The organism is Mycobacterium ulcerans subsp. shinshuense (assembly GCF_002355775.1).
GTDB classification, from domain to species: Bacteria; Actinomycetota; Actinomycetes; order Mycobacteriales; family Mycobacteriaceae; genus Mycobacterium; species Mycobacterium marinum.
The window spans coordinates 379,233-405,544 of the sequence record NZ_AP017624.1; the positions used below are offsets into that span (position 1 = coordinate 379,233).

The window sequence follows — 26,312 nt, forward strand, 5'->3', positions numbered from 1 at the left end:
AGCTCCTACTCTTCGCCGGCCAGGGCGAAGAGCCCATCGGCAGTTTGGGTGACCAGGCCATCGGCCAGCAGCGAGTACAGCGCCCGGTCCCGCTGCGCGGTATCGGTCAGCCACGCCACGTCCAGCTGCGCACGAGTGACCGGCCCATTGTTGTCGCGCAACACATCTAGCAGCCGTCCGCGCACTTGACGATCGGTTCCGGCGTAGGTCTGAACGCGCCGGGCCGGGCCGGTTGCGGGCGGATAGCCGGCCCGCCGCCAGGCGCACTCGGCAAGCGGGCACTGTCCGCATCGCGGCGCCCGGGCGGTACACGCCGTCGCACCCAGCTCCATCAGGGCCACCGAAAACCGCGGCGCCAGCTCGTCGTCGGGCAGCAGTGCGGACACCTCGGCATGGTCGCGGGTGGCCGACGGTGAACCCGCTTCGGCGCGGCCATGGACGGCTCGGGCCATCACCCGCCGGACATTGGTGTCCACCACCGGAACCCGCTGCCGGTACGCGAAGCAGGCCACCGCTCGTGCGGTGTAGCTCCCGACGCCGGGCAGGGTCAGCAGGGTATCGACGTCGTCGGGAACCACGTCGTCGTGGTCACCGGCGATGACCATGGCGCATTCATGCAAGCGCTTGGCCCGCCGTGGATAACCCAACTTGCCCCAGGCGCGCAGCACATCGGCGGCCGTCGCCGTCGCCGTCGCCGATGCGGTGGGCCAGCGCCGCACCCAGTCCGGCCAGATCGACAGCACCCGCGATACCGGGGTTTGCTGCAGCATGAACTCGCTGACCAGGATCTGCCACGGGCTCACGTCGGGCGCCCGCCAGGGCAGGTCGCGGCAACAACGCTCATACCAGGCGACAAGATTAGTGGCCGGTATGTGTTCGGGGCAGGTCATCGAAGGTTGCGGCACAATGGCTGGCATGCCCAACACCAATCCGATAACCGCCTGGAAAGCACTCAGTGAGGGTAACGAGCGATTCGTCGCCGGCAAGCCCCTGCACCCCAGTCAAAGCGTCGATCACCGTGCCAGCCTGGCTTCCGGGCAGAAGCCGACGGCGGTCATCTTCGGGTGCGCGGACAGCCGCGTGGCCGCCGAGATCATCTTCGACCAGGGCCTGGGCGACATGTTCGTGGTCCGCACCGCCGGTCACGTCATCGACTCGGCCGTGTTGGGCTCCATCGAGTACGCGGTTACGGTGCTCAACGTGCCGCTTGTGGTCGTGCTCGGCCATGACAGCTGCGGGGCCGTCAACGCGGCTTTGACGGCGATCAACGAGGGCAGCGTGCCCGGTGGTTACGTGCGGGACGTGGTGGAGCGGGTGGCTCCGTCGATTCTGATGGGTCGGCGGGACGGCCTGAAGCGGGTCGACGAGTTCGAACAGCGCCACATTCAGGAGACGGTTGCCCAGCTGATGGCGCGGTCGACGGCGATATCGAATCGAGTCGCAGCGGGCACGCTGGCCATCGTGGGGGTCACCTACCAGCTTTCCGACGGACAGGCGGTGCTGCGCGACCATGTCGGTGATATCGGCGCATAGGGGCGGTTAGGGCACGTCTTGGAGAGCCCCTAACACGGCCGTTCCCCAGCTAACCCGGCGACACGCCGAGTCGGGTCAAACGAGTCGGCGTGACCTGGGCCTACGGTGTGAATGTGCTGGATCTGGAACCGCGTGGCCCGCTACCCACCGAGATCTACTGGCGGCGCAGGGGACTGGCCCTGGGCATCGCGGTCGTAGTGATCGGGGTGGCCGTCGCCGCTGTGATCGCCTTCGTCGGGAGTAATGCGGGCGCCAAGCCTGCCAAAGCCGATAAACCGGCGGGTGCGCAAGACCATCCGGGGTCAAGTGCGCCGCAAGCGCCGCAACCGGCCGGGCAGACCGAAGGTAATGCTCCGGGCGCGCCGCTGCAGGGGCAGAATCCGGAGACACCCACCCCCACCGCCGCGGTACAACCGCCGCCGGTGCTCAAGGAGGGCGACGACTGCCCGGATTCCACGTTGGCCGTCAAGGGTCTGACGAACGCGCCCCAGTACTACATCGGTGACCAGCCGAAGTTTACCATGGTCGTCACCAATATCGGGCTGGTGGCCTGCAAGCGGGACGTGGGCGCCGCGGTGCTCGCGGCCTACGTGTACTCGCTGGACAGCAAGCGGTTGTGGTCCAACCTGGACTGCGCGCCATCCAATGAGACCTTGGTCAAGACATTTGCCCCCGGCGAGCAGGTGACTACCGCGGTGACGTGGACCGGGATGGGATCGGCGCCCAAGTGCCCATTGCCGAGGCCCGCGATTGGGCCCGGAACCTACAACCTGGTCGTGCAGCTGGGTAACCTGCGGTCGCAGCCGGTTCCATTCATCTTGAATCCTGCGCCGCAGCCTCCCGGTCCGTTACCGGCTCCCGGCCCGGCTTTGGCGCCACCGCCCGAGGCGCCGCCCGCCCAGGGCGGGTAGGCGGGCGCACGTCACTGGTCGGCGATCGTCGACTCGGCCAGCTGCGATAGCCCCTCTCGGACGTGAGGGGCCCACGTCGAGCCGATGCCTTCCACCGATTGCAGGTCGCTGGCGCTGGCCGCGAGCAAGCCCTGCAGGCTGCCAAAGGCCCGGACCAGCAGGTCGGTATGGCTGAACTGCAGCCGCGGGATGCCCGACATGGCGCGGTAGCCGCGCGGGCTCAGCGCCGAGTCCTGCGCCTCGGTGGTGGACGGATATCCGAAGATCTTCGCCAGCGCGTTGAAATCGAGTAGCTCGGTGTCGGTGATGGCATCCAGCTCGTCGAGGGTCGCGGTGATCTGTGCGGTGGCCAGCGGTTCGTGGTTGGCGTAGTAATCCCGGACAATCAACTCCCGGGCGGTTTCGTTGTCGCCGAGCAACTCTTCGAGCTGCAGCCGCAGTTGTCGCCCATCGGTGCCGAGTTCGACCACGTCGTTGTCGATCTCGATGCCGATTCGCCGCACCAACTCGAGTCGCTGCACCACCGTCATCACGTCGCGCAGCGTCACGAAATCCTCGATCTCCGCGCGGGATAGCTGCCGGCTGACCTCGTCGAGCCTGGTCTTGTACCGCTCCAGGGTCGCGATAGCCTGGTTGGCGTGCGACAGGATGGTGGCCGAATCGCTCAGCACGTGTCGCTCACCGCCGACGTAGACGGTCACGATGTTCATCGAGTGGCTCACCGAAATCACCGGATAGCCGGTCTGGATGGCGGCCCGTTCCGCCGAACGGTGGCGGGTGCCCGATTCGTCGGTGGGTATCGACGGGTCCGGAACTAGCTGCACGTTGGCCCGGATGAACCGGCTGCCATCGGTGGACAGCACCACGGCGCCGTCCATTTTGCACAGTTCCCGTAACCGGGTGGGCGCATAGCGCACATCGAGGGGGAACCCGCCGTCGCAGACGGCCTCGACGTTCTCATCGTGGCCCAGCACGATCAGGGCTCCGGTGCGGCCGCGCAGAATGCGCTCTAGGCCGTCCCGTAGCCCCGTGCCGGGCGCCAGCCGGGCAACAGCCTCACGAAGTGTCGGACGATTCACAGCGTGCATTTTGCTATGCGTCCGCCGCTAGTGGGAGGTGTCTAGCCGATGCACCTTCGCCGAAGGGGCGCTGCGGTGGTCGGCGATGTCGATCATGTGCTCGAGTGCGGCCACGATTGTGGGCGCGCAGAGCGTGCGCAGGCCCGCCGGCACCGCCTCGCAGCCGGGCGGGACCAGTGCGATGTTGAATCCCTGCCGGGAGGCCTCGGCCAGGCGCCGGTCCATCCCGTTGACCCGCCGCAGGTCGCCCGCCAGGCCGACCTCGCCGATCATCACCGCGGTGGTGGGTAGCGGCAGGTTCGCATACGCCGAGGCCAGTGCGATCGCGACGGCCAGATCCGATGAGGGATCGGTCAACCGCATCCCGCCGACGGTGGACAGATACATGTCGTTGACGGCCAGTGACAGCCGCGCGTGTTTTTCCAGGACGGCGCTGATCATGGCGGCCCGGGCATGGTCGATCCCGCTGACAGCGCGTCTGGGTGCCCCGCCGTTCGGCGTCGCCAGCAACGCCTGGACTTCCCCGATAAGGGGGCGCTTTCCATCCAGGGTCACCGTGATCGCGGTGCCGGGAACCGGTGTGGGGCGTTGATCCAGGAACAGGTTGGACGGATCGGCTACGCCCTCGATCCCGTTATCGTGCAGCAGGAAGCAACCCACCTCGTCAGCCGCGCCGAACCGATTCTTGACGCCACGGACCATTCGCAACCCGCCGTTGCGGTCGCCTTCGAAGTGCAGCACGACGTCGACCAGGTGTTCTAGCGAGCGGGGGCCGGCGATGGCTCCATCCTTGGTGACGTGCCCGACGAGAATCAGCGCGAAGCCATTGGACTTGGCCGCCGCGGTGAGCGCGGCGGTGACGGCGCGCACCTGTGTCACCCCGCCGGTAACGCCGTCGACCTCGCTGGTGGACATCGTCTGTACCGAGTCGACGATCACCAATGCCGACCCAACCGTGTCGATGTGGTCCAAGACCGCGTGCAGGTCGGATTCGGCGGCCAGATAGATCTCCGCGCTGTTGTCGATCGCTGAGACCTCGGAGATATCGGGGGCCGCCGGGCCGCCGCAGCCGATCCGGTCGGCGCGCAGCCGGATCTGCCCCGCGGACTCTTCGCCGGAGATGTACAAAACGCGTTGCCCCGACTGCGCCCAGCGGTGGGCCACTTCGAGCAGCAGCGTCGACTTGCCGACACCGGGCTCGCCGGCCAGCAGCGTCACCGAACCCGGCACCACACCGCCGCCGAGCACCCGGTCGAGTTCGTCGATGCCGGTAGGGCGGTGCCGGCTGAGATTGGGCTGGACGGAACTTATCGGAACGGCCTGCGACGTCGGTACCGCCGGACCGTGCGCCCGGCGACCCAGGCGACTGCCTCCGCCGACTGCGCTGAGAACGGACACTTCTTCGACGGTGCCCCAGCTGCTGCACTCCGGGCATCGCCCCACCCACTTGGCGGTGAGATACCGGCAGTCCGCGCAGCGGTATTGCAAACGTGCGTTGGCCACGCGGTGACCGTATCGGCTGGGTCTGACAGCCGGCCGGACGCTTAGTGCTTGTCTGGCTCGGCGGCTTCCACGTGCGGCTCGGCCAACGGCGCGGAAATGGGCACCATCACCGAGCCCTGCCCGGCCTTCTCGAAGTTGAAGGTGAAGTTGTACATCAGACCGTTGGTGATCGGCTTGGCCAACGCGACGGTGGCCTTGGCCGATTCATTCGAGTCCAGCGGACCCGGTGCGACGAGCTGGCCGTCCGGTGTGCCGATGAACAACATGCCGCCCGCCGGTAGTTGAGCGTCGCCGGTCATCGTGACCTTGCCGATGTCGCTGGTGATGCTGACGAGCCGATCCGACAAATCCGGTGACTGGTTCACTGCCACCAGCACCAAGTCCACATTGTGGCCGGGACGCAGGAAATCACTGGTCCGTTGGAGGGCCTGGATGCGGATGTCGCGCAGCGCGACGTTGTTGATGGTGAGCCTGTTGCCGTTGACCGCCGACTCCTGCGACGCGGTTTGCGAGATCTGACCCGCTCCACAACCGCTGAGCAGGGTGGCAGTCAGAGCGACCAGGCCGACCGATACGAGGCGGATTTTGAACAGGTTCACTCGAAGCCTCCCGCTGGGTTCGGAGCATCGTCGATCACATGACGGCGTGCTGACACCGATTCGACTATGCACAGTAGTAGGTAGCCGCCGCGGACGGTAGCGCAGGCGGCCTCGGCGCCGTCGTGGCGTCGCGATGGTTGGCGCCAGACCCGCGTGATCGGCGCCCCGACCAGGGCCGTCGGGGTGGTGAGCCTCGGCTTGGTCCAGCCGTAGTGAGACGGGATGTCTTCCCGGTTGTCGGGTTTGGGTGGGCGGTCACATGTTCGCTGGCTGTGGGCGTGTCGGGGGTCGTCGAAGCGGCTGCGAACAGGGCTGGACGATGCACGTCTTGCACCTCCTGTCAACCCCCAATGTTGAGCCGCGATGCCCCTGACCTGCACCGTTGGACCGCAGTCGTTAGGGGGGCGTGTTAGCATGGAGTGACGAAAGGGGCCTAAATCAGATGATCTTCAAGGTCGGTGACACCGTTGTCTACCCACACCACGGTGCTGCGTTAGTCGAGGCGATCGAAACCCGGACCATCAAAGGGGAACAAAAAGAGTATCTCGTCTTGAAGGTGGCGCAGGGCGACCTGACGGTTCGAGTGCCCGCTGAGAACGCTGAGTACGTCGGAGTTCGCGATGTCGTCGGTCAGGAAGGTCTCGACAAAGTCTTCCAGGTGCTGCGCGCCCCGCACACCGAAGAGCCGACCAACTGGTCCCGTCGTTACAAGGCCAACCTGGAGAAACTCGCTTCGGGCGATGTAAACAAGGTGGCCGAGGTGGTTCGCGATCTGTGGCGTCGCGACCAGGAGCGCGGCCTGTCGGCCGGCGAGAAGCGCATGCTGGCAAAAGCCCGCCAGATTCTGGTCGGCGAACTGGCTCTGGCCGAAAGCACCGATGACGCTAAAGCGGAAACAATCCTCGACGAGGTTTTGGCCGCCGCTTCCTGATATCCCGAGTCGTTAGGTGGCCGGGGGAACCCAGGGCGTCGCCGCGATTGTTCCGGCCGCAGGGTCGGGTCAGCGGCTCGCGGCTGGCGTGCCTAAGGCGTTCTATCAACTCGAAGGTCAAACTCTGGTTGAGCGAGCCGTCAGGGGCTTGTTCGAATCCGGGGTGGTGGACACCGTCGTGGTGGCGGTACCCCCAGATCGCACCGACGAGGCAAAGCTGATCCTGGGCCGCGAGGCCACCATTGTGGCCGGCGGCGCCGATCGCACCGAAAGTGTGAGCCGGGCCTTGTCCGCCTTGTCTGCCGGCGTCTCGCCGGAATTCGTACTTGTCCATGACGCTGCGCGGGCGCTGACGCCGCCGGCACTGGTCGTGCGGTTGGTCGACATGTTGCGGGCTGGCCATGCCGCGGTCGTACCGGTGCTGCCGCTCACTGACACAATCAAGGCTGTGGATGCCAATGGGGTGGTTCTGGGTACGCCGGAACGCGCGGGGCTGAGGGCGGTGCAGACCCCGCAGGGGTTCTCCACCGAACTGCTGCTGCGCGCCTACCGACACGCGGGCGTCTCCGCCTTCACCGATGACGCATCGCTGGTTGAGCATGTCGGTGGGCAGGTGCACGTGGTTGCCGGCGACCCGCTGGCGTTCAAGATCACCAACCGTCTCGATCTGTTGCTGGCCCACGCGGTTGTGCGCGGGTGAACGGCCTACCCCGAGTGGGCCTGGGTGTTGACGTTCACCCGATCGAGCCCGGAAGACCATGCTGGCTGGTGGGGCTGCTGTTCCCGAGCGCCGACGGCTGCGCCGGGCATTCCGACGGGGACGTCGCCGCGCATGCGCTGTGTGATGCCGTGTTGTCGGCGGCCGGGCTGGGCGACATCGGTGACGTGTTCGGCGTCGGTGATCCACGCTGGGAAGGGGTCAGCGGCGCCACCATGCTGCGTCATGTGGTCGAGCTGATCACGCAGCACGGCTATCGGGTCGGCAACGCCTCCGTGCAGGTGGTCGGCAACCGGCCGAAGATCGGCTGGCGACGTTACGAGGCCCAGGCGGTGTTGTCCCGATTGCTCAACGCCCCGGTGTCGGTATCGGCCACCACCACTGACGGACTTGGCCTGACCGGACGCGGCGAAGGTTTGGCCGCGATCGCGACGGCATTGGTGGTTTCCCTGCGTGATCCGCTGGGATCCCAGTAGGGCTCAGCGCGACGCTTGCCGCCATCGCATATCGCGCAGGCGGTAAGCTGGCACGCCGTGACCGAACGTGCCGGCTTGCGGTTACATGACACGGCGGCAGGTGCCGTGCGTGATTTCGTTCCGCTGCGCGAGGGCCACGTCTCCATCTACCTCTGCGGAGCGACGGTGCAGGGTCTTCCCCACATCGGTCACGTCCGCAGCGGGGTTGCCTTCGACATCCTGCGGCGCTGGCTGATGGCGCGGGGTTTTGACGTCGCCTTCATCCGCAATGTGACCGACATCGACGACAAGATCCTCAACAAGGCCGCCGCTGCCGAGCGCCCGTGGTGGGAATGGGCCGCCACCTACGAGCGTGCGTTTACCGCGGCCTACGACGCGCTGGACGTCCTTCCGCCGTCAGCGGAGCCCAGGGCCACCGGCCACGTGACTCAGATGGTTGAGCTGATCGAGCGGCTGATCGAACGGGGCCACGCCTATGCCGGTGGTGGCGACGTCTATTTCGATGTCCTGAGCTATCCCGATTACGGCCAGCTGTCCGGGCACAAGGTCGACGACGTCCATCAGGGCGAGGGGGTGGCGACCGGTAAGCGTGACCAGCGCGATTTCACCTTGTGGAAGGGTGCGAAACCGGGCGAGCCGTCCTGGCCGACGCCATGGGGCCGCGGGCGCCCGGGCTGGCACCTGGAATGCTCCGCCATGGCTCGCACTTACCTCGGCGCACAGTTCGACATCCATTGCGGTGGGATGGATTTGATCTTTCCCCATCACGAGAATGAGATTGCGCAGAGCCGGGCCGCCGGCGACGGGTTCGCCCGCTATTGGTTGCACAACGGGTGGGTGACCATGGGCGGGGAAAAGATGAGCAAGTCGCTGGGCAACGTGTTGGCGATTCCGACCATGCTGCAGCGGGTCCGCCCGGCCGAATTGCGCTACTACCTGGGTAGCGCTCACTATCGGTCGATGCTCGAGTTCTCCGATATCGCCCTGCAGGACGCGGTGAACGCCTACGTCGGGGTTGAGGAGTTCCTGCACCGGGTGCGCAGCCGGGTCGGTGCCGTCGTTGTGGGTGATTGGACGCCGCGATTCGCCGCAGCGCTCGACGACGATCTTTCGGTCCCGATCGCGCTGGCCGAAATTCACCACATCCGCGCCGAAGGCAACCGCGCGCTCGACGCCGGGGACCACGATGCAGCGCTGCAAAGCGCAAGCTCAATTCGCGCGATGATGGGCATCCTGGGCTGCGACCCGCTCGACGAACGCTGGGAATCTCGGGACGAGACGTCGGCCGCGTTGGCGGCCGTCGACGTGCTGGTCCAGGCCGAGTTGGAGAACCGCCAGAAGGCGCGCGAAGAGCGCAACTGGGCGCTGGCCGATGAGATTCGCAACCGCCTCAAGAACGCCGGTATCGAGGTCACCGATACCGCCGACGGACCGCAGTGGCTGTTGGGTGGTGACGGTAAGTAGATGGCTGGTAATTCTCAGCGCCGGGGAGCGATACGCAAGTCGGGCACCAAGAAGGGCACCAGCGTCGGGTCCGGCGGCCAGCGCCGTCGTGGTCTGGAAGGGCGCGGTCCCACGCCGTCGGCACACATGCGGCCCAACCACCCCGCCGCGAAGCGGGCCAAAGCGCAGCAGCGCCGGCCGGCCCGAGGCCGCACTGACGAAACCGAAACCGTGCTGGGCCGCAACCCGGTGCTGGAATGCCTGCGGGCCGGCGTGCCGTCGACGGCGCTCTACGTCGCGCTTGGTGTCGAAGCGGACGAGCGACTGACCGAGTCCGTCTCTCGAGCCGCCGACTCCGGAATTCCGATTCTCGAAGTGCCCCGGACCGATTTGGACCGGATGACCGCCAACCATCTTCATCAGGGCATCGCGCTGCAGGTGCCGCCGTACAACTACGCCCATCCCGATGATCTGCTGGCTGCCGCATTGGATACGCCGCCAGCGCTTCTGGTCGCGTTGGACAACATCTCCGACCCGCGCAACCTCGGCGCCATCGTGCGTTCGGTGGCGGCCTTCGGCGGCCACGGCGTGCTAATCCCACAACGTCGTTCGGCTTCGGTGACGGCGGTAGCGTGGCGCACCAGCGCCGGGGCGGCTGCCCGGATGCCGGTCGCGCGGGCCACCAATCTCACCCGAGCCCTGAAGGATTGGGCCGATCGCGGCGTGCGGGTGGTGGGCCTGGATGCCGGCGGCGACACCGCCATCGACGACCTGGACGGCAGCGACCCGATCGTGGTGGTCGTCGGTTCGGAAGGCAAGGGGCTGTCCCGGCTGGTGCGGCAGACCTGCGATGAGGTGGTATCGGTGCCGATGGCCGGCCCGACCGAATCGCTGAACGCCTCCGTGGCCGCCGGTGTGGTGCTCGCCGAAATCGCCCGTCAGCGCAGAACCTGACGCCGGCCGCGCACCAGCTCGATCACAGGCCCAGCAGTCGCACGCTGACCCACAACCCGATCACCGCGGCTACCAGCGCAACCGGGACTGTGCACAACCCGAGTCGGGTGTACTCGCTGACCCCGGCCTCGACGTTGTGCTGGCGCAGTACCCGCCGCCACAGCAGATTCGAGAGCGAACCTACATAGGTCAGGTTAGGTCCGATGTTGACCCCGATCAGCACCGCCAGTACGGCAGCCGGACCGTTGCCCGCCACCAACGGCATCAATACCAGCGTCGCGGGCAGGTTGTTGACCACGTTGGCCAGCAGCGCGGCCACCGTGGCGATCACCAGGAGCGCCGTCAGCCCCGATCCCGATGGCACCACCGCGGACATCTTGTCAGCGATTCCGCTGAGCATGACGGCCTGAACGACCACCCCCAGCGCCAGCACGAACACCAGGAACGACACATTGGCCGAGCGGGCAATCTCGATTACCGAGGTGTGGCGATGGCGCAGGCTGCGCACCGCCAGTACGGAGGCACCGGCCAGGGCCGCCCATGCGGGCGCCACGCCCAGCGACTCGGCGGTGGCGAACCCGACCAGCGTCAGCGCCACGACCACCAAAACAAACACCGGCGGCCGCGGTGGTGGCCCCACATGCTCACGATTGGGCTCTGCGACCAGATCCCGTGCGAAGAACCAGCGGAAGATCACGTACACCGCAGCTATCGCCAACAGCCACGGCAACGTCATCACCAGGGTGAATTTGGTGAACGAGATGTCGGCCCCACGGTAGGCGAGCAGGTTGGTCAGGTTTGACACCGGCAGCAACAGCGAGGCGGCATTGGCCAAGTGGGCCGTGGCGTAGGCATATGGCCGAACGGGTGTTCGCAATCTGCGCACGGTGGCCAGGACCACCGGCGTCAACAGCACCACGGTGGCATCCAGACTCAGCGCCGCGGTGATCAGCGCGGCTACCGCGAAAACCTGGCCTAGCAGCCCGTGTGAACTGCGGCTGGACCGCGCCATCGCGGCACCCGCGGCCTCGAACAGGCCTTCGTCGTCGCAGAGTTTGGCCAGGACCAGCACCGCGCCGAGGAAGGCGACCATTCCGGCCAACCCGGAAACCTGTGCCGCCGCCTGCTGCGGCGAGATGGCGCCCATCGCGATCAAGATGCCGGCCGCCGGAACCGCGGCCACCGCCTCGGGCCACCCGCGCGGACGTGCTACCGCAAACGCGAGGACTACCGCTAGCAGTAGCAGCGCAACCGTTAGTGTCAAGTTTCAGCAGCTCTTTACGTCTTTACACCCAGGGATCCTCGCGTTGCCACACGGTCGGCATCTGCAACGGGATGCCGTCTTGTGCAGCCAACTCATCGAGAATACGGATGGACATATCCAGATCGTCGGCCGCATAAGGAAAGGCCCGCATCGGCTTTGACAGCGGGCGGAAGAAGTCGTCCCAGTGGACAAGGACCACGCGGCGTGCCGCGACCGCGCGCACCACTTCGTTCCAATAGTCGATCAGGTATGACCGCCGTTGCAGCCCCAGCTGGCCGACGCCGAGGTAGACGACCTCGGCGCGGTAGCCGTCCAGCGCGCCGGCGACGAATCCGGCGCTGCCCTGGATCAGCAGCCGCCGCCCCGACGGTCGGTGGTGGATGTGCGTCGACCAGGCTTCACCGCAGCGGTAGGCCGACGCCTTTACCGGTGGGACCACCGGCTCGCTGATCAACCCGGGAAATCGGTCCGGGGGGCAGTGGTGCGACTCGATCAGGGTGACGTCGTAGGCGCCCAACTCCATCGACTGGCCGGGGACAGCCACCACCAGGCGATCCTCGGCCAGCCCGTAGCCGGGCCCGATATTGGCCGCCGATTCGCCACCGACCAACAGCGCGCCGGTACGGTCGGCCACCAGTGCGGAGTCCATCGCGTGGTCGATATGGGTGTGCACCGGTATGACGGCCGCCAGTTCCGACGCCTTGGCTTGGGCCAGGCAGCCGTCGACGCGCGCCGCCGATGGCGCCAGCTTGCCGGCAGGGACCTGCGCCAGGCTCGGCCGGGAGAAGTATCCGTCGGTCATCAGCGCCGATGAGCCGTCGTCGAGTAGCATTGTCGACACACCGATCCACATCGCCGAGAGCGGAGCATCGGGCTTGGCAGCGGGAACGCCAAACCGATGTGAATAGCGCTTGAGGTCGGGCCGCCCGAATCGAAGACGCATCAGCAAAACGCCCTTATCTCGTTGCCGGCCGCCGTCAGCCGGTCCCGCACCGCCGTCGCGATCTGCACCGCGCCGGGCGAATCCCCGTGCACACAAATCGATTCCATGGTGATCGGGACTTGCGTGCCGTCGACCGCGGTGACCTTGCCCGAGGCCACCATGGACACCGCCCGCTGCGCGATCGCCGCGGCATCGGCCAGCACCGCACCGTGCTCGCGACGCGAGACCAGTTGTCCGTCGGACCGGTAGGCGCGATCGGCGAACGCCTCGGCGACCGTGCGTAGCCCAAGGTCGGTCGCTTGTTGGAAAAACACCGAGCCCGTCATCCCCAGCACCGGCAGCGTGGCGTCCACCATCCGTACCGCCTCGGCGACGGCGGCCGCCTGGTCCCGGTGGGTCACGATGGTGTTGTACAGGGCGCCATGGGGTTTGACGTAGGACACCGTGGATCCACAAGACTGGGCTATGGCCTGCAATGCGCCGATCTGGTACACGACTTCGGCGACCAGATCTTCCGGGTCCACATCGATGAAACGCCTGCCGAAGCCAGCAAGATCGCGATAGCCCACCTGGGCTCCGATCCGCACCCCCCGCTCGGCGGCCGCCCGGCACACGCGAAGCAGGCCGGCAGGTTCTCCGGCGTGAAAGCCGCACGCCACGTTGGCGCTGGTGACTATTCCAAGCATGGCGTCGTCGTCGCCCAACTGCCAAATGCCGAAGCCTTCGCCCAAGTCGGCGTTGAGGTCGATATAGGGCACGTGCCTAGCTTATGGGGACTATTGGGGTATCCGGGAGATCACCTGGTCGATGAGGTTTTCCAGCGCCGAGGTCGTGTTTTTGCTCATCAGGCAGACCCGCGCCTCGGCGAGCACGCTGTCCTGCAACGCCATCGCGTGTGAACACGTCCATCGGGGGTCTTCCTGTTGGCGCAGCAACACCTCGATGCGCGAGCCGCTGGCGATCTCAGGTCCGGTGTTGAAGTAGCTGTGGTTGCCGTTGGAAGAGTGAAAGCCGTATCGCCGATTCGCGCAGCCCTGCCAGTCCTGGCGCGCGCGTTGCAGCAATGCGGCGGCATCGGCGGCGACGGGAAACGATGTGAGTAGCTGTGTGACGTCGGCCTGTACGACATTGGGGCTGGTCATCTGGTTGCCGCGCATCGCGACCCAGCCGCTGTTGGCGTAGACGGACGTGTCGGCGATCGACGCCAGCCCCAGGCAGGTGGGATCGTCGACGACCTTGGACCCGTCGGCTGTGCCGGTAATCGCGCCGACCAGCGACATGTTGGTTCCACCGACTAGCGCCACCACTTGTTGCTGAGTCAGCAGTGCTCCCTCCAGTGCGGCCGCCGCCACAATGCGTGGCGCTGCTCTGGTGGTTGTGGTGGGGGCATGGCCCAGGTTGGCGGCCGGCAAGGCGGTGCCCGCCACGGTGGTGCTACAGCCGGCCAGCGCCAGAGCGGCCGTCGCTGCCAGCGTCATCGCGCCCCGCGCCAGCCTCAGGTGGGGAACCCAGCCGGTTACCTGCATGGCCCGCTGCGGGCCTACTGTTTGGCGGCTTTGGCCGCGATCTGTTGCGCAACATCGGCCGCCACCGAACCCGATTGGCTGTAGGCGCACGTCACCACATCGATGGCGACGTTGTTGCGCACGGTCAGAGCCCGTTGGCAGGTCCATCCGTCGCCGGCTTCCTGGACCTGGGAGGTGCTCAGCATGCCGTTGTCATTGACGACGTCGGAGACCGTCCAGATGGTGTCGGGTTGGTCCGTGCTGACGTCGGTGAAACGGCGATTCGAGCAGTTGCCCCAACTGTGTACCGAGGAGTTGTAGAAAGCGCTGGCATCGTGGGCGCTGGGAAAGGCCACAACGGCCTGAATGGCGTAGTGCTTGCGTCGCTTGGAATCATCGACGCTGTCGTCCATCCGCTGGCCTCGCATCGCGGTCCAACCGGTGCCGGCGTACACCTCGTCCTGGGCGGGGCCATCGACTGCCAAGCAGTTCTTGTCCGAGATGTTCTTGCTCCAGTCCCACATCGCCTTGGCGTTGAACCAGACTTTCATCGAGGTCGCGCCCAGTGCGCTGTCGATCTGGCTGACGTCGAGCAGGAGATCGTCCAGCGCTGAAACGGCGATCGGAGTCTGGTTCAACGGCCCCGACATATCCGCGGCCACTGCATTGCCATCGACGATGTTGGTGCAACCGGTGACGAGCATGCCCGCACCTCCCACCAGCGCGGCTAGCGCGGCGACTCGCTGGCGCACTATTCCCTCCCCTCACGACCCCCAACGACGGCCGCAAGTCGGTGCACCCGGCTTGACGACCGTGTGCGACCAGGATAAACGCTGCCTCAGCGGTGGCGCCCCAGCAGTCGACAAATCAGATAGATCAGGAAGGAGATGGTGGCCACAAACACCGACACCGGTACCCCGGGGGGTCAGGGACAACACGATGCCACCCACGGCCGCCACCTCCGCGAAAACCACCGAGGTCAGGATCGCCGCGGCCGGTGCGGTGACCACTCGCGCGGCCGCGGCGGCCGGGGTGATCAGCAAGGACATCACCAGCAGGGCTCCGACGATCTGGACCGCCTGAGCCGCCACCACACCGACCAGGGCGGCAAAAACGATGCTCAGGGTGCGCACCGGGACGCCGCGGGCCGCGGCGACCTCGGGGTCGACGGTGGCGAACAGCAGCGGCCGGTAACAGATCGCCAGCGCCGCGACGACAAGAACGCAGATCAGCGCCAGCATGGTCAGGCCGGAATAGCCGACGCCGACGATCTGGCCGGTCAGTAGCGCGAAGCTGGTTCCGGTCCGTCCCGGGTAGAGGTGGATGAACAGGACTGCCAAGCCCATCCCGAACGCCAGCACGACGCCGATCACCGAGTCACGCTCGCGGGCACGCTGGCCCAGAATGCCGAACAGTGCCGCCGCCAACGCGCTGCCCACCAGCGCGCCGACGCCCACCGGCAACCCGGACAGCAGTGCGAACGCCGCTCCGGTCAGCGATAACTCGCTCGAGCCGTGAACGGCGAACGACATCTGGCGCATCACGACGAACGGCCCGATCAATCCGGCCACCAGCCCGAGCAACGCGGCGGCTATCAGCGCCTGCTGGACGAAGTCGTGTCTGAGTAGGTGGGCGGTGATGTCGAACGCGAACAGATGGTCCAGCATGTCGACGAGCCGGTCGTTGGTCATCGGAGCCCGTCCTGGGCGTCGACTACCAGATAGCGGGTGTGGGGACCCTTGACGACTTTGATCACCTCGATATCGGCGCGGTACAGCGTCGAGAGGGTCTGGTTGGTCATCACCTGCTCGACGGTGCCGATCAGGAATCGCCCGTCGACCAGGTAGAGCACCCGGTCCACGTACGGCAAGATCGGGTTGACCTCGTGGGTGACCACCATGACCGCGGTTGCGGCCTCCCGGCGACGGCGATCGAGCAGGGTGGCGACCAGGTTGGCGTTGGCCGGGTCGAGGGCCAGTAGCGGTTCATCGCACAGCAGCAACGACGGGTCGCTTGCCAGTGCCTGGGCGACGCGTATCCGCTGCAGCTCGCCCCCCGACATCAGCCCCACCCGGACGTCGGCAAGCCGCTCACCGTCGACCTGCTGCAGCGCCCGCTGCACGGCTTCGCGGCGACGGGCCCGCTCGCCCGAGCGCAACGCAACCGCACCCCACCGGCATCCGTCGACACCCAGCCCGACCAGGTCGCGCCCGCGCAGCATCACCTCCCGGTCGATCGGATGGTGCTGTGGGACATAGCCGATATGGCCGCGGCGCGTTCGACCGGTGTCGAGCCTGGCGCCGTCCACCAGCGCCACACCTGCGCTCAACGCGAGTTCGCCGAGCAACACCTTGAGCAACGAGGTCTTGCCGGTGCCGTTGGGCCCGAGCACGGCGATGAATTCGCCGCGTGACACCGACAGATCGAGGTCCTCCCACAGGACCCGATCGCCGAATGCCAGCCGCGCACCGCGCAGCGCAATTGCCGGGTGGTTCGACTGGTTCAAGGACGTGCCTAGCGGCCGGACCGCAACGCCGCCGCCAGCTGGTCGACGGTGTTGCGCTGCCAGGTCAGGTAGTCGGTGTCGATCGGCATGGTCTCGGACACTTCGGCCACGGGCACCCCGGCCCGGTGCGCGGCGGCCTGCAGACCGGCGGTCGTGGCGGTGGCGGTCTGCGGGTTGACCAATAACGCCGCGACCTCCCGGCGGTCGATCAGGGTCAGCACCGAGGCGAGGTCGGCGGGTGCCGGATCGCTGTCGTTCTCATTGGCCTGAGCGAATGCGGCCGGGGTGCGATTGACCAGTCCGGAGGCCGCTAGCAGGTAGTGCACCACGGGTTCGGTCGCGATGACCCCTACGGCCGGGTGCTCGGCACCGATGGCGCGTTCGGAATCGACGATGGCGTCCGCGTTGCGGCCGAACTCGACCGCGTTGGTCCGGTATTCGGCGGCATGGGCCGGGTCGATGATCGCCAGCCGTTCGGCGATCGTGGCGGCGACGGACTTGGCGACGTGCAGGTTGTAGAAGACGTGCTCGTCGGGTGGGCGTGCCGCATCGGTTCCCAGCAGGGAGTAGGCGTCGATTGCGTTGATGGCCGGATGGTTGGCCAGCATGTTGTCCACCCACGGGTCGTAGCCGCCGCCGTTGTAGATCAGCAGGCTGGAGTCGGCGATCATGGCGGCGTCGACCGGACTGGCCTGATACGAGTGCGGGTCCGAAGCCGCGCCCGTGAGGATTGACTTCACCGCGAGATGTCCTCCGGCGACGGCGCGCGCCACGCTGCCCCAGACATCGGTTGATGCCACCACCGCGGCCGCGCCGGGGTGCGCGTCGTGGTCGGTTCCGGACGTCGCAACACCGGTTGCGCCGAGCACGGATAGCAGGATGGCCGAGAACCCGTGTGCCACCCTGACCCGCAACATACCACTAATAGTAATGACAACCGTTTCCATTAGAAACTCGACTGGTCGCGTCGCGTGGCCGTGCGGCCGGGGGCGTTGTAGCCTCACCGAACGTGAGTCCCACTCCGCGGCGGCGTGCGACTCTGGCGTCGTTGGCAGCCGAACTCAAGGTGTCGCGCAGCACCATCTCGAATGCCTTCAACCGGCCGGACCAGTTCTCCGCCGAACTGCGTGAACGGGTGCTGGCCACGGCCAAGCGGATGGGCTATCCGGGGCCTGATCCGGTGGCCCGCTCGTTGCGGACTCGAAAAGCGGGCGCCGTCGGTTTGGTGATGGCCGAGCCGCTGACCTACTTCTTCAGCGACCCCGCGGCACGCGACTTCGTAACCGGTGTGGCGCAATCCTGCGAGGAGCTGGGGCAGGGGCTGTTGTTGGTGGCCGTCGGTGCCAGCCGGAGCCTCGAAGATGGCACCGCGGCAGTGCTCAATGCCGGGGTGGACGGTTTCGTCGTGTACTCGGTCCGCGACGACGACCCCTACCTGCAGGTGGTTCTGCAGCGCCGGCTACCGGTGGTGGTGGTCGACCAGCCCAAGGAGCTGGCCGGGGTGTCCAGGGTGGGCATCGACGACCGGGCGGCGATGCGCAAGATCGCCGATTACGTGCTGAGCTTGGGGCATCGTCAGATCGGGCTGTTGACCATGCGCCTGGGCCGGGACCGGCGCCAAGATCTGGTCGATGCCGAGCGGCTCAAGTCGCCGACTTTCGATGTGCAGCGTGAGCGCATCACGGGCGTGTGGGAGGCGATGACCGCCGCCGGTGTCGATCCGGAATCGCTGACCGTGGTGGAAAGCTACGAGCACCTGCCGACCTCGGGTGGCGACGCGGCCAAGGTGGCGCTGGAAGCCAACCCGCGGATCACGGCCTTGATGTGCACGGCGGATATCTTGGCCTTATCGGCCATGGATTACCTGCGCGGGCACGGCATTTATGTTCCGGGGCAGATGACCGTGACCGGGTTCGACGGCGTGCCCGAAGCGATCAGCCGGGGATTGACGACGGTGTCGCAGCCGAGCCTGCAAAAGGGCCGCCGCGCCGGGGAGCTGCTGCAGAACCCGCCGCGATCCGGTCTGCCGGTCGTCGAGCTGCTCGATACCGAGCTGATCCGGGGCCGCACCGCGGGCCCGCCGGCTTGACCGGTGTTAGGCGGTCGCCTCCTGATCGCCGATCAGCAGCCGTACCGCCAAATCCAGCCGCTTGCTGACGTCGGTGGCCGAGGCGCGCCGGGTCAGCCACGCGAGCAGGTTCGAGAGCCACACGTCGGAAATCACCCGGGCGATGTGGTACTGGTCCTCGGTGGGCTCGCCGTCGGCCATCGCCCGGGCAAACATGCTGTCGATGAGCTTTTCCACCTGGTCGACCTCGGTGGCCGCAGATGCGTCGGCGAACACGTAGGCGCGTGTCATCGCCTCGGTGAGCAGCGGATTGCGCTGCATCGCCCGGTTGAGTTTTCCGACCATGAAGTTGAGCCGCTGAAACGGCGTGCCGCCGGTCATCGCCGACCGGTCCGTCTTGGCGTCGATGCGGCTGAACTCGCGGCCCAGCGCCGACACCAGCAGATGAACCTTCGACGGGAAGTACCGGTACAGCGTGCCGACCGCGACGTCGGCCCGGTCGGCCACGGCACGCATCTGCACGGCCTCGTAGCCGCCCTTCGAGGCGATGGCCATGGTGGCGTCCAGGATGCGCTTGCGGCGCTCCCGCTGTGCCTCCGAGCCCAGCTCTGATTCAGCCAGTACTGCCACCTTCACGACCTCACGAGGTTGTGCGTCGGCAGCACGGCCAGGGTTGGTGTTCGCTGGCGACATCTGGCGGGCAACTCCTCTCCCGGGCGGATCGCTGCAAAACGATACGCATGTTGTGCGTAAATTTCTCACCTCCGCGTAGCCGGGACAACGACGTGTACTGGCCTAATGGCCACCAACTTGACGTTGGTCGTCTGCACTATTAGAACACGTTCTAGTAAGTATGAACGGTTCTCGGACATGTTCGAGCAATGTGAATTTGATGACGCGGAGGACTGCAGGTGGTAGCGATTCTCTCCGACCAACAGTTGGCGGCGCGCGAGTTGGTGCGCGACTGGGCCCGAACTGCGGCCGCGGGGGAGATTCCGACCGCCGCGAGCCGTGAAATTGAGCGGGGAAACGCCGACGCTTGGCGCCCGGTGTTCACCGGCCTGGCCGAACTGGGTCTGTTCGGCGTTGCGGTTCCGGAGGACCACGGCGGTGCCGGCGGCACCATCGAGGACCTGTGCGCCATGATCGAGGAAGCGGCCAAGGCGCTGGTGCCGGGGCCGGTGGCCAGCACCGCCGTGGCCACCGCGATGCTGGCCGCGGGCGGCGCCGAACCCCAGTTGCTGGCCGCACTGGCGTCGGGCGACCGGTTCGCCGGGCTGGCGCTCGAGGGTGAGCTGCAGTTCGACCAGAACACCTCCCTCGCCTCGGGTAGCGCCCCGCTGGTACTGGGCGCTATCGCCGGCGGCGTGGTGCTGCTGCCGGCCGGGGCGAGTTGGCTGCTCGTCGACACCACCGCCGAGGGGGTGGCGGTGGAGCCATTGGCGGCCACGGACTTTTCCCGGCCGCTGGCCCGGGTGGTACTGGCCGCGGCGCCGGCGCTGTCGCTGGGCGAGTTGGGGCAGCGGGTCGAGGATCTGACCGCGACCGTGCTGGCGGCCGAGGCGGCCGGGGTCACCCGGTGGGCGTTGGAAACCGCGGTGGCCTACGCCAAGGTGCGCGAGCAGTTCGGCAAGCCGATCGGTAGCTTCCAGGCCATCAAGCACCTCTGCGCCGAGATGCTCTGCCGGGCCGAGCAGGCCGACGTGGCCGCCGCCGACGCGGCCCGGGCGGCCGCGGAGTCCGACGACCAACAATTCGCACTCGCGGCGGCGCTGGCCGCCGGCATCGGCATTTCGGCCGCGAAGGCCAATGTCAAAGACTGCATTCAGGTGCTCGGCGGTATCGGCTGCACCTGGGAGCACGACGCTCATCTGTATCTGCGCCGGGCCCACAGCATCGGCCGATTCCTCGGCGGCGCCGAGCGCTGGCTGCGCCGCGTCGCCGCGTTGACCCAGGCCGGTGTGCGTCGTCGCCTCGACATCGACCTTTCTGAGGTGGCCGACCTGCGTCCCGAGATCGCCGCGGCCGTCGCAGACGTTGCCGCGCTGCCCGAGCAAAAGCGTCAGGTCGCCCTGGCCGAAGCCGGCCTGCTGGCACCGCATTGGCCGGCGCCCTACGGGCGCGGCGCATCCCCGGCCGAGCAATTGCTGATCGACCAGGAGCTGGCGGCGGCCGGCGTGGTGCGGCCGGATCTGGTGATCGGGTGGTGGGCGGCGCCCACCATCCTCGAACACGGCACGCCCGAACAGATCGCGCGCTTTGTACCGAGCACCCTGCGTGGTGACTTCCTTTGGTGTCAGCTGTTTTCCGAGCCGGGTGCCGGTTCGGACCTGGCGTCACTGCGCACCAAGGCGGTCCGCGGTGACGGCGGCTGGCTGCTGACCGGACAGAAGGTATGGACCTCCGCGGCGCACAAAGCCCGGTGGGGCGTGTGCCTGGCCCGGACCGACCCGGACGCCCCGAAACACAAGGGCATCACCTACTTCCTGCTGGACATGACCGCGCCGGGGATCGAGATCCGGCCGCTGCGTGAGATCACCGGCGACTCGTTGTTCAACGAGGTCTTTCTGGAGAACGTGTTCATTCCCGACCAGATGGTGGTCGGAGCGGTCAACGACGGCTGGCGGCTGGCCCGCACCACACTGGCCAACGAGCGGGTCGCGATGGCCACCGGGACGGCGCTGGGCAACCCGATGGAAGAGCTGCTCGAGGTGCTGGCCGAGCTGGAACTCGACACCGGCCAGCAGGATCGGCTGGCCAGGTTGATCGTTGCCACCCAAACCGGTGCACTGCTCGATCAGCGCATCGCCCAACTGGTCATGGGCGGGCGGGATCCGGGAGCGCAATCCAGCGTGCGCAAGCTGATCGGAGTGCGTTATCGCCAGGCGCTGGCCGAATACATGATGGATGTGTCCGCCTGCGGCGGTCTGGTGGAGAACCGTGCCGTGTTCGATTTCCTCAACACCCGGTGTCTCACGATTGCCGGTGGCACCGAACAGATCCTGCTGACCGTGGCGGCCGAACGGCTGCTGGGTCTGCCGCGCTAGCTGCCGCCGGGAGCGCTAGGAGAAGTTGGTCTGCGCGCAGGTGCTGGGGGAGGTGAGGTTGACCCCGGGGTAGACCACCTGCATGTGCGTGCACACGTAGACATTCACGTTGGTCATCGGCTGGCCGGTTTCCCAGCTGGCGGAGTCGATCACGCCGGTCGTCTGGTACTTGTCGGGTGGGCCCTCGCCGAAGTAGACGGTGGTGATCACGTCGGAGCCGGCCTGCTTCATCACCCGTTCGAACTGGCTGGTGGCGTGCGCGTCCAGGTAAGCCAATCGATTCGACGACCTGATCTCGGTGGTTTGACGTGCCCACAACCCGGGCGGAAAGCCGGTCGGGCCTTCTGGGGTGCGCAGGTTTGCTCCGGCGACGAAGTCGCAGCTGCCGTTGGGGTGGCAGTCGACGAACGAGTGCGTCTCGAGTTGGGTGGTCTCATCGACCGGGAACAGGGTGGTGGCGGTATTGCTGGCCGCGGCCGAGGTGGGACTGGGCAAGAAGGTGAGCATCAGCGCGGGAATCGCCAGGCCTGTCATCAGCCGCCTCATCGTGCGTCCTCTCGTCGACCCGTCTGGGTGAACTTAACGCCGCGACTATTCGTCGTAGGTCACTTCCACCGAATCAGATTCCGGGTGAGATTGACAGGCCAAAATCAGTCCATCGTCGAGATCCTGCTGCTCGAGCACGTCGTTGACTTCCATGTTCACCTTGCCGCTGCGCAGGGTGGCCGCGCAGGCGCCGCAGTGCCCTTCCCGGCACGAGAACGGTGCGTCCAAACCGGCGGCCAGCAGCACGTCGAGCAGCTTGGCGCTGCGCGGCCAGGACACGGTGTGGGTTTGTCCGTCCAGTTCCACCACCGCCGTGGCCGGTGGTTCGGCCGCGGAGTCCTCGACCGTCACCGCCGCGAACGGATCCGACTCCAGCGACTTGAACACCTCGATATGCACTTGCCCGGCAGGCACATCCAGGGTCTGCAGGGCGACGCGCGCGGCCTCCATGAACGGGCCGGGGCCGCAGATGAAGGCGGTTCGGCCGGTGAAGGGCGCGGCCAGCTGTGCCAGTGCGGTCGCGCTGGGCAGTCCCTGCAGCGACTCGAGCCAATGCACCACCGTGAGCCGGTCCGGATACTTGGCGGACAGCTCGCGCAGTGCGTCGGCGAATATCACCGAGCGTTCGTCGCGGTTGGCGTAGAGCAGCGTCACCTGCCCGCTGCCCTCGGCCAGCGCCGACTTGCAGATCGACATGATCGGGGTGATCCCGCTTCCCGCCGCCAGCAGCAGAAAGTCGTCATCGAGCGTCTTGGGTACGAAGTTGCCCGACGGCGCCAGCACATGGATGCGCATCCCCTGATGGGCGTTGTCGCACAGCCAGTTGGACGCATAACCGTCGGCGGTGCGCTTGACCGTCACGGTCGGCGCGTCATCGGTAAACGGCGAGCTGCACAGCGAGTAGCAACGCGCCACCGAACCGGTGCGCTCGCTGGGAACCCGAAGCGTCAGAAACTGGCCGGGCGCGTAGCGTAGGCGCTCCGGTGGGATCCGAGGGTCATCGGAACCGTCCGGAACGGCGAACACCAGCGACCGGGCGTCGTCGGTTTCGGCGACGACCTCGGCGATCTGCAGTTCCAGGACATGGCTGCCAAGTGGCTCGTCAGGAATTGCGTCGGTCAATAGCCGCCCTCTCCTTGGTCTCGACTAGAACATGTTATAGAAAACTCGATTCACATCGCTACCAGGTGCAGGAATACCCTGCTCGACACAAATCGGAACGTGTTCTAGTCTTGCTCTAGGTTCCATGCCCGGCTGTTCCGTGGGTCCGCATCGGCCGCGGTGCCCAGTCCGCACTCGCAGGAGGCAAAGGTAAGTGACGACGATTCAACAGCGCGATGCGCAGTCGGTGCTGGCTGCCATCGATGATCTGCTCCCGCAGCTTCGGGAGCGGGCTCAAGCGACTGAGGATCTGCGCAGGCTGCCGGACGAGACCGTCCAGGCACTCGAAGATGTCGGCTTCTTCACCCTGCTGCAACCCGAGCAGTGGGGCGGCCTGCAGTGCGATCCCACGCTGTTCTACGAGGCGACGCGGCGGCTGGCGAGCGCGTGCGGTTCCACCGGCTGGGTGAGCTCGATCATCGGCGTGCACAACTGGCATCTGGCACTGTTTGATCAGCTTGCCCAGGAAGAGGTCTGGGGCAGTGACCCCAAGACGCGGATCTCCTCGTCCTATGCGCCGATGGGCGCGGGCGTCGTGGTCGACGGCGGCTACCTGGTCAACGGCTCATGGAACTGGTCATCCGGCTGTGATCACGCGACCTGGTGTTTCGCGGGTGGTCCGGTGATCAAGGACGGCCGCCCGGTCGACTTCGGTAGCTTCCTGATTCCCCGTACCGAGTACCGCATCGACGATGTCTGGCATGTGGTCGGTCTGCGAGGCACCGGCAGCAACACCGTGGTGGTCAAAGATGTTTTCGTGCCACGGCACCGGTTCCTGTCTTACAAGGCGATGAACGACTACACCGCGGGCGGGCTGCAGACCAACACCGCACCCGTCTACAAAATGCCATGGGGCACAATGCACCCCACCACGATCACGGCCCCCATCGTCGGGATGGCCTACGGCGCCTACGACGCGCACGTCGAGCACCAGGGCAAGCGCGTGCGTGCCGCATTCGCCGGCGAGAAGGCCAAGGATGACCCGTTCGCAAAGGTCCGCATCGCCGAAGCGGCCAGCGACATCGACGCCGCCTGGCGACAGCTGATGGGCAACGTCGGTGACGAGTACGCGTTGTTGTCCGCCGGCAAAGAGATTCCCTTCGACCTGCGGACGCGGGCGCGTCGTGATCAGGTGCGCGCCACCGGCCGGTCGATCGCCTCGATTGACCGGTTGTTTGAGGCCTCCGGTGCTACCGCCCTGGCCAATGACGCTCCTATTCAGCGGTTCTGGCGCGACGCGCACGCCGGCCGGGTGCATGCGGCCAACGACCCCGAGCGTGCTTACGTGATATTCGGGAACAACGAATTCGGGTTGCCGGCCGGCGACACCATGGTCTGATGACAGTGACCCAGTCCAAGACTGCAGAGCACACATTCGAATCCACCTCGCGCTATGCCGAGGTCGACGTCGACGGACCGCTGAAGCTGCACTATCACGAAGCGGGCGTCGGCAACGATCAGACCGTGGTGCTGTTGCACGGCGGCGGACCCGGGGCGTCGAGCTGGTCGAACTTCGCCCGCAATATCGAGGTGCTGGCCCAGCAGTTCCACGTGCTGGCCGTCGACCAGCCCGGATACGGTCACTCCGACAAGCGGGCCGAGCACGGCCAGTTCAATCATTATGCGGCTAGGGCGCTCAAGGAATTGTTCGACCAATTGGGGCTGGGACGCGTTCCGTTGGTGGGCAATTCGCTGGGCGGCGGCACCGCGGTGCGCTTTGCGCTCGACTACCCGGACCGGGCCGGACGTTTGGTGTTGATGGGACCGGGCGGGTTGAGCATCAACCTGTTTGCGCCTGACCCGACCGAAGGGGTGAAACGGCTGGGGAAGTTCTCGGTCGCACCCACTCGGGAGAACCTCGAGGCGTTCCTGCGGGTCATGGTCTACGACCAGAAGCTGATCACCCCCGAGCTGGTGGACCAGCGTTTTGAACTGGCCCGCACACCTGAGTCGCTGGCCGCCACGCGGGCAATGGGAAAGTCTTTTGCCGCAGCGGATTTCGAGCTCGGCATGATGTGGCGCGAAGTTTACAAGCTGCGTCAGCCGGTACTGCTGATCTGGGGTCGTGAGGATCGGGTGAATCCGCTCGACGGAGCGCTGGTGGCGCTGAAAACGATCCCGCGCGCCCAGCTGCACGTCTTCGGGCAGTGCGGACATTGGGCGCAGGTGGAGAAGTTTGACGAGTTCAACCGGTTGACCATTGATTTCTTAGGAGGTGCGAGATGAGCATCCGTTCGCTGGGCTATCTGCGCATCGAAGCCACCGATATGGCTGCCTGGCGCGAGTACGGGCTCAAGGTGCTCGGCATGGTCGAGGGAAAAGGCAGTACCGAGGGTGCGCTGTATCTGCGCATGGATGACTTTCCGGCCCGGCTGGTGATCGTGCCCGGCACCCAGGACCGGCTAGCCGAGGCCGGCTGGGAATGTGCGGATGCCCAAGGGCTGCAAGAAATCCGGAATCGGCTCGACGTGGAAGGCACGCCCTACAAGGAAGCTACCGCCGCCGAACTGGCGGACCGCCGCGTCGACGAGATGATCTTGTTGTCCGACCCATCGGGAAACCCGCTGGCGGTGTTCCACGGCGCCGCGCTGGAGCACCGGCGGGTGGTGAGCCCGTATGGGCACAAGTTTGTCACCGGTGAGCAGGGGCTGGGGCACGTCGTGCTGACCACCCGCGACGACGCCGAGGCGCTGCACTTCTATCGGGATGTGTTGGGCTTCAAGCTGCGTGACTCGATGCGGATGCCGCCGCAGGTGGTTGGCCGTCCCGCTGACGGAGCGCCGGCCTGGTTGCGCTTCTTCGGCTGCAATCCCCGCCACCATTCGCTGGCTTTCCTGCCGCTACCGACGCCCAGCGGCATCGTGCATTTGATGGTCGAGGTGCAGAATTCCGACGACGTGGGTCTGTGCCTGGACCGCGCGTTGCGTCGCAAAGTACCCATGTCGGCCACCCTGGGCCGGCATGTCAACGACCTGATGCTGTCGTTCTACATGAAGACGCCCGGCGGGTTCGATGTTGAATTCGGTTGTGAGGGAAGACAGGTCGATGACCACGATTGGATCGCCCGGGAAAGTACAGCGGTCAGTCTGTGGGGCCATGACTTCACGGTCGGCGCTCGCGGCTAG

Annotated in this window: 26 protein-coding genes and 1 pseudogene; 12 read left to right on the forward strand and 15 right to left on the reverse strand. The window is 66.6% G+C overall.

Annotated elements, in window-relative coordinates:
• Positions 1 to 5: 5 nt before the first annotated feature.
• Positions 6 to 917: an HhH-GPD family protein gene (locus tag SHTP_RS01775; RefSeq protein ID WP_096369595.1), complete on the reverse strand. Its 912-nt coding sequence runs from the start codon at positions 915 to 917 to the stop codon at positions 6 to 8.
• Here SHTP_RS01775 and SHTP_RS01780 point away from each other — a divergent pair.
• Both SHTP_RS01780 and SHTP_RS01785 read left to right on the forward strand, forming a co-directional pair.
• Positions 916 to 1,533: a carbonic anhydrase gene (locus SHTP_RS01780; RefSeq protein WP_036426185.1), complete on the forward strand. Its 618-nt coding sequence runs from the start codon at positions 916 to 918 to the stop codon at positions 1,531 to 1,533. The genes SHTP_RS01775 and SHTP_RS01780 overlap by 2 nt on opposite strands.
• A 113-nt stretch (positions 1,534 to 1,646) precedes the next feature.
• Positions 1,647 to 2,444 carry a hypothetical protein gene (locus SHTP_RS01785; protein WP_096372268.1) on the forward strand — a complete coding sequence of 266 codons (798 nt, stop codon included), beginning with the start codon at positions 1,647 to 1,649 and terminating at the stop codon, positions 2,442 to 2,444.
• Positions 2,445 to 2,455: 11 nt separating this feature from the next.
• On the opposite strand, the gene disA is transcribed toward SHTP_RS01785, so the two are convergent.
• From disA to SHTP_RS01800, 3 genes are read right to left on the reverse strand one after another with little or no spacing between them, the layout of a single operon-like run.
• Positions 2,456 to 3,532: a DNA integrity scanning diadenylate cyclase DisA gene (disA, locus tag SHTP_RS01790; protein ID WP_096369596.1), complete on the reverse strand. Its 1,077-nt coding sequence runs from the start codon at positions 3,530 to 3,532 to the stop codon at positions 2,456 to 2,458.
• Positions 3,533 to 3,550: 18 nt separating this feature from the next.
• Complete coding sequence (gene radA, locus SHTP_RS01795; RefSeq protein WP_096369597.1) at positions 3,551 to 5,026, reverse strand: DNA repair protein RadA; 1,476 nt, start codon at positions 5,024 to 5,026, stop codon at positions 3,551 to 3,553.
• A gap of 41 nt (positions 5,027 to 5,067) precedes the next feature.
• Positions 5,068 to 5,625 (reverse strand): copper chaperone PCu(A)C domain-containing protein, encoded by a 558-nt coding sequence (locus SHTP_RS01800; protein WP_012396605.1) that lies wholly within the window; start codon positions 5,623 to 5,625, stop codon positions 5,068 to 5,070.
• A 442-nt stretch (positions 5,626 to 6,067) separates the two neighbouring features.
• On the opposite strand from SHTP_RS01800, the gene carD reads away from it, so the two are divergent.
• From carD to rlmB, 5 genes are read left to right on the forward strand one after another with little or no spacing between them, the layout of a single operon-like run.
• Positions 6,068 to 6,556 (forward strand): RNA polymerase-binding transcription factor CarD, encoded by a 489-nt coding sequence (gene carD, locus SHTP_RS01805; protein ID WP_003419482.1) that lies wholly within the window; start codon positions 6,068 to 6,070, stop codon positions 6,554 to 6,556.
• 16 nt (positions 6,557 to 6,572) lie between these two features.
• Positions 6,573 to 7,256: a 2-C-methyl-D-erythritol 4-phosphate cytidylyltransferase gene (gene ispD / locus SHTP_RS01810; protein WP_096369598.1), complete on the forward strand. Its 684-nt coding sequence runs from the start codon at positions 6,573 to 6,575 to the stop codon at positions 7,254 to 7,256.
• Positions 7,253 to 7,750, forward strand: a complete 498-nt coding sequence (gene ispF / locus SHTP_RS01815) for a 2-C-methyl-D-erythritol 2,4-cyclodiphosphate synthase (RefSeq protein ID WP_012396603.1) — start codon at positions 7,253 to 7,255, stop codon at positions 7,748 to 7,750. Before ispD ends, ispF begins: the two co-directional genes overlap by 4 nt.
• A gap of 57 nt (positions 7,751 to 7,807) precedes the next feature.
• A complete protein-coding gene (cysS, locus tag SHTP_RS01820) occupies positions 7,808 to 9,214 on the forward strand; it encodes a cysteine--tRNA ligase (RefSeq protein ID WP_096369599.1) in 1,407 nt (468 codons plus the stop codon).
• Complete coding sequence (gene rlmB / locus SHTP_RS01825; protein WP_011741799.1) at positions 9,215 to 10,147, forward strand: 23S rRNA (guanosine(2251)-2'-O)-methyltransferase RlmB; 933 nt, start codon at positions 9,215 to 9,217, stop codon at positions 10,145 to 10,147.
• A gap of 22 nt (positions 10,148 to 10,169) precedes the next feature.
• On the opposite strand, the gene SHTP_RS01830 is transcribed toward rlmB, so the two are convergent.
• The 8 genes and pseudogenes from SHTP_RS01830 to SHTP_RS01865 form a co-directional block, all read right to left on the reverse strand.
• Entirely contained in the window at positions 10,170 to 11,411 is a 1,242-nt protein-coding gene (locus SHTP_RS01830) for an SLC13 family permease (RefSeq protein WP_096369600.1), read from the reverse strand.
• Positions 11,412 to 11,433: 22 nt separating this feature from the next.
• The gene (locus tag SHTP_RS01835; RefSeq protein WP_096369601.1) at positions 11,434 to 12,354 is read right to left on the reverse strand and encodes an MBL fold metallo-hydrolase; all 921 of its coding nucleotides are present in this window, start codon (positions 12,352 to 12,354) and stop codon (positions 11,434 to 11,436) included.
• Entirely contained in the window at positions 12,354 to 13,112 is a 759-nt protein-coding gene (locus tag SHTP_RS01840; RefSeq protein WP_015357436.1) for a LamB/YcsF family protein, read from the reverse strand. The genes SHTP_RS01835 and SHTP_RS01840 overlap by 1 nt, the downstream gene beginning before the upstream one ends.
• 18 nt (positions 13,113 to 13,130) lie before the next feature.
• Positions 13,131 to 13,832 carry a sensor domain-containing protein gene (locus tag SHTP_RS01845; protein ID WP_231991691.1) on the reverse strand — a complete coding sequence of 234 codons (702 nt, stop codon included), beginning with the start codon at positions 13,830 to 13,832 and terminating at the stop codon, positions 13,131 to 13,133.
• Positions 13,833 to 13,894: 62 nt separating this feature from the next.
• Positions 13,895 to 14,563 carry a sensor domain-containing protein gene (locus tag SHTP_RS01850; protein WP_420866683.1) on the reverse strand — a complete coding sequence of 223 codons (669 nt, stop codon included), beginning with the start codon at positions 14,561 to 14,563 and terminating at the stop codon, positions 13,895 to 13,897.
• A gap of 134 nt (positions 14,564 to 14,697) precedes the next feature.
• Positions 14,698 to 15,550: pseudogene (locus tag SHTP_RS01855) on the reverse strand (metal ABC transporter permease).
• Positions 15,547 to 16,365 carry a metal ABC transporter ATP-binding protein gene (locus SHTP_RS01860; RefSeq protein WP_096369604.1) on the reverse strand — a complete coding sequence of 273 codons (819 nt, stop codon included), beginning with the start codon at positions 16,363 to 16,365 and terminating at the stop codon, positions 15,547 to 15,549. The pseudogene SHTP_RS01855 and the gene SHTP_RS01860 overlap by 4 nt, the downstream one beginning before the upstream one ends.
• 8 nt (positions 16,366 to 16,373) lie before the next feature.
• Positions 16,374 to 17,282: a metal ABC transporter solute-binding protein, Zn/Mn family gene (locus SHTP_RS01865; RefSeq protein ID WP_096369605.1), complete on the reverse strand. Its 909-nt coding sequence runs from the start codon at positions 17,280 to 17,282 to the stop codon at positions 16,374 to 16,376.
• Between the two features lie 92 nt (positions 17,283 to 17,374).
• On the opposite strand from SHTP_RS01865, the gene SHTP_RS01870 reads away from it, so the two are divergent.
• The gene (locus SHTP_RS01870) at positions 17,375 to 18,454 is read left to right on the forward strand and encodes an Rv3575c family transcriptional regulator (protein WP_096369606.1); all 1,080 of its coding nucleotides are present in this window, start codon (positions 17,375 to 17,377) and stop codon (positions 18,452 to 18,454) included.
• 6 nt (positions 18,455 to 18,460) lie between these two features.
• Here the strand turns inward: SHTP_RS01870 and kstR are convergent, their stop codons facing one another.
• The gene (gene kstR / locus SHTP_RS01875; RefSeq protein ID WP_011741789.1) at positions 18,461 to 19,063 is read right to left on the reverse strand and encodes a cholesterol catabolism transcriptional regulator KstR; all 603 of its coding nucleotides are present in this window, start codon (positions 19,061 to 19,063) and stop codon (positions 18,461 to 18,463) included.
• Positions 19,064 to 19,344: 281 nt separating this feature from the next.
• On the opposite strand from kstR, the gene SHTP_RS01880 reads away from it, so the two are divergent.
• Entirely contained in the window at positions 19,345 to 21,480 is a 2,136-nt protein-coding gene (locus SHTP_RS01880) for an acyl-CoA dehydrogenase family protein (RefSeq protein ID WP_096369607.1), read from the forward strand.
• A 15-nt stretch (positions 21,481 to 21,495) separates the two neighbouring features.
• Here SHTP_RS01880 and SHTP_RS01885 read toward each other — a convergent pair whose 3' ends face one another.
• Together SHTP_RS01885 and SHTP_RS01890 are read right to left on the reverse strand one after the other, a co-directional pair.
• Positions 21,496 to 22,026, reverse strand: coding sequence for a hypothetical protein (locus SHTP_RS01885; RefSeq protein WP_012396590.1), 531 nt, complete (start codon positions 22,024 to 22,026; stop codon positions 21,496 to 21,498).
• Between the two features lie 45 nt (positions 22,027 to 22,071).
• A complete protein-coding gene (locus tag SHTP_RS01890; protein WP_096369608.1) occupies positions 22,072 to 23,148 on the reverse strand; it encodes a ferredoxin--NADP reductase in 1,077 nt (358 codons plus the stop codon).
• A gap of 193 nt (positions 23,149 to 23,341) precedes the next feature.
• Between SHTP_RS01890 and hsaA the strand changes: the two genes are divergently transcribed.
• Genes hsaA through hsaC form a run of 3 tightly spaced genes read left to right on the forward strand, consistent with a single transcriptional unit; the run spans position 23,342 to position 26,312 of the window.
• The gene (hsaA, locus tag SHTP_RS01895) at positions 23,342 to 24,526 is read left to right on the forward strand and encodes a 3-hydroxy-9,10-secoandrosta-1,3,5(10)-triene-9,17-dione monooxygenase oxygenase subunit (protein WP_096369609.1); all 1,185 of its coding nucleotides are present in this window, start codon (positions 23,342 to 23,344) and stop codon (positions 24,524 to 24,526) included.
• Positions 24,526 to 25,413 (forward strand): 4,5:9,10-diseco-3-hydroxy-5,9,17-trioxoandrosta-1(10),2-diene-4-oate hydrolase, encoded by an 888-nt coding sequence (gene hsaD, locus SHTP_RS01900; protein ID WP_012396587.1) that lies wholly within the window; start codon positions 24,526 to 24,528, stop codon positions 25,411 to 25,413. The genes hsaA and hsaD overlap by 1 nt, the downstream gene beginning before the upstream one ends.
• A complete protein-coding gene (hsaC, locus tag SHTP_RS01905) occupies positions 25,410 to 26,312 on the forward strand; it encodes an iron-dependent extradiol dioxygenase HsaC (protein ID WP_096369610.1) in 903 nt (300 codons plus the stop codon). Before hsaD ends, hsaC begins: the two co-directional genes overlap by 4 nt.

Bases quoted from the DNA above. Each gene is read 5' to 3' on its own strand.
- SHTP_RS01780 (WP_036426185.1), top strand. From the start codon at position 916: ATGCCCAACACCAATCCGATAACCGCCTGGAAAGCACTCAGTGAGGGT.
- SHTP_RS01775 (WP_096369595.1), bottom strand. From the start codon at position 917: ATGCCAGCCATTGTGCCGCAACCTTCGATGACCTGCCCCGAACACATA.
- disA (WP_096369596.1), bottom strand. From the start codon at position 3,532: ATGCACGCTGTGAATCGTCCGACACTTCGTGAGGCTGTTGCCCGGCTG.
- carD (WP_003419482.1), top strand. From the start codon at position 6,068: ATGATCTTCAAGGTCGGTGACACCGTTGTCTACCCACACCACGGTGCT.
- rlmB (WP_011741799.1), top strand. From the start codon at position 9,215: ATGGCTGGTAATTCTCAGCGCCGGGGAGCGATACGCAAGTCGGGCACC.
- SHTP_RS01835 (WP_096369601.1), bottom strand. From the start codon at position 12,354: ATGCGTCTTCGATTCGGGCGGCCCGACCTCAAGCGCTATTCACATCGG.
- SHTP_RS01845 (WP_231991691.1), bottom strand. From the start codon at position 13,832: ATGACGCTGGCAGCGACGGCCGCTCTGGCGCTGGCCGGCTGTAGCACC.
- SHTP_RS01850 (WP_420866683.1), bottom strand. From the start codon at position 14,563: ATGCTCGTCACCGGTTGCACCAACATCGTCGATGGCAATGCAGTGGCC.
- SHTP_RS01865 (WP_096369605.1), bottom strand. From the start codon at position 17,282: ATGTTGCGGGTCAGGGTGGCACACGGGTTCTCGGCCATCCTGCTATCC.
- SHTP_RS01885 (WP_012396590.1), bottom strand. From the start codon at position 22,026: ATGAGGCGGCTGATGACAGGCCTGGCGATTCCCGCGCTGATGCTCACC.
- hsaD (WP_012396587.1), top strand. From the start codon at position 24,526: ATGACAGTGACCCAGTCCAAGACTGCAGAGCACACATTCGAATCCACC.
- hsaC (WP_096369610.1), top strand. From the start codon at position 25,410: ATGAGCATCCGTTCGCTGGGCTATCTGCGCATCGAAGCCACCGATATG.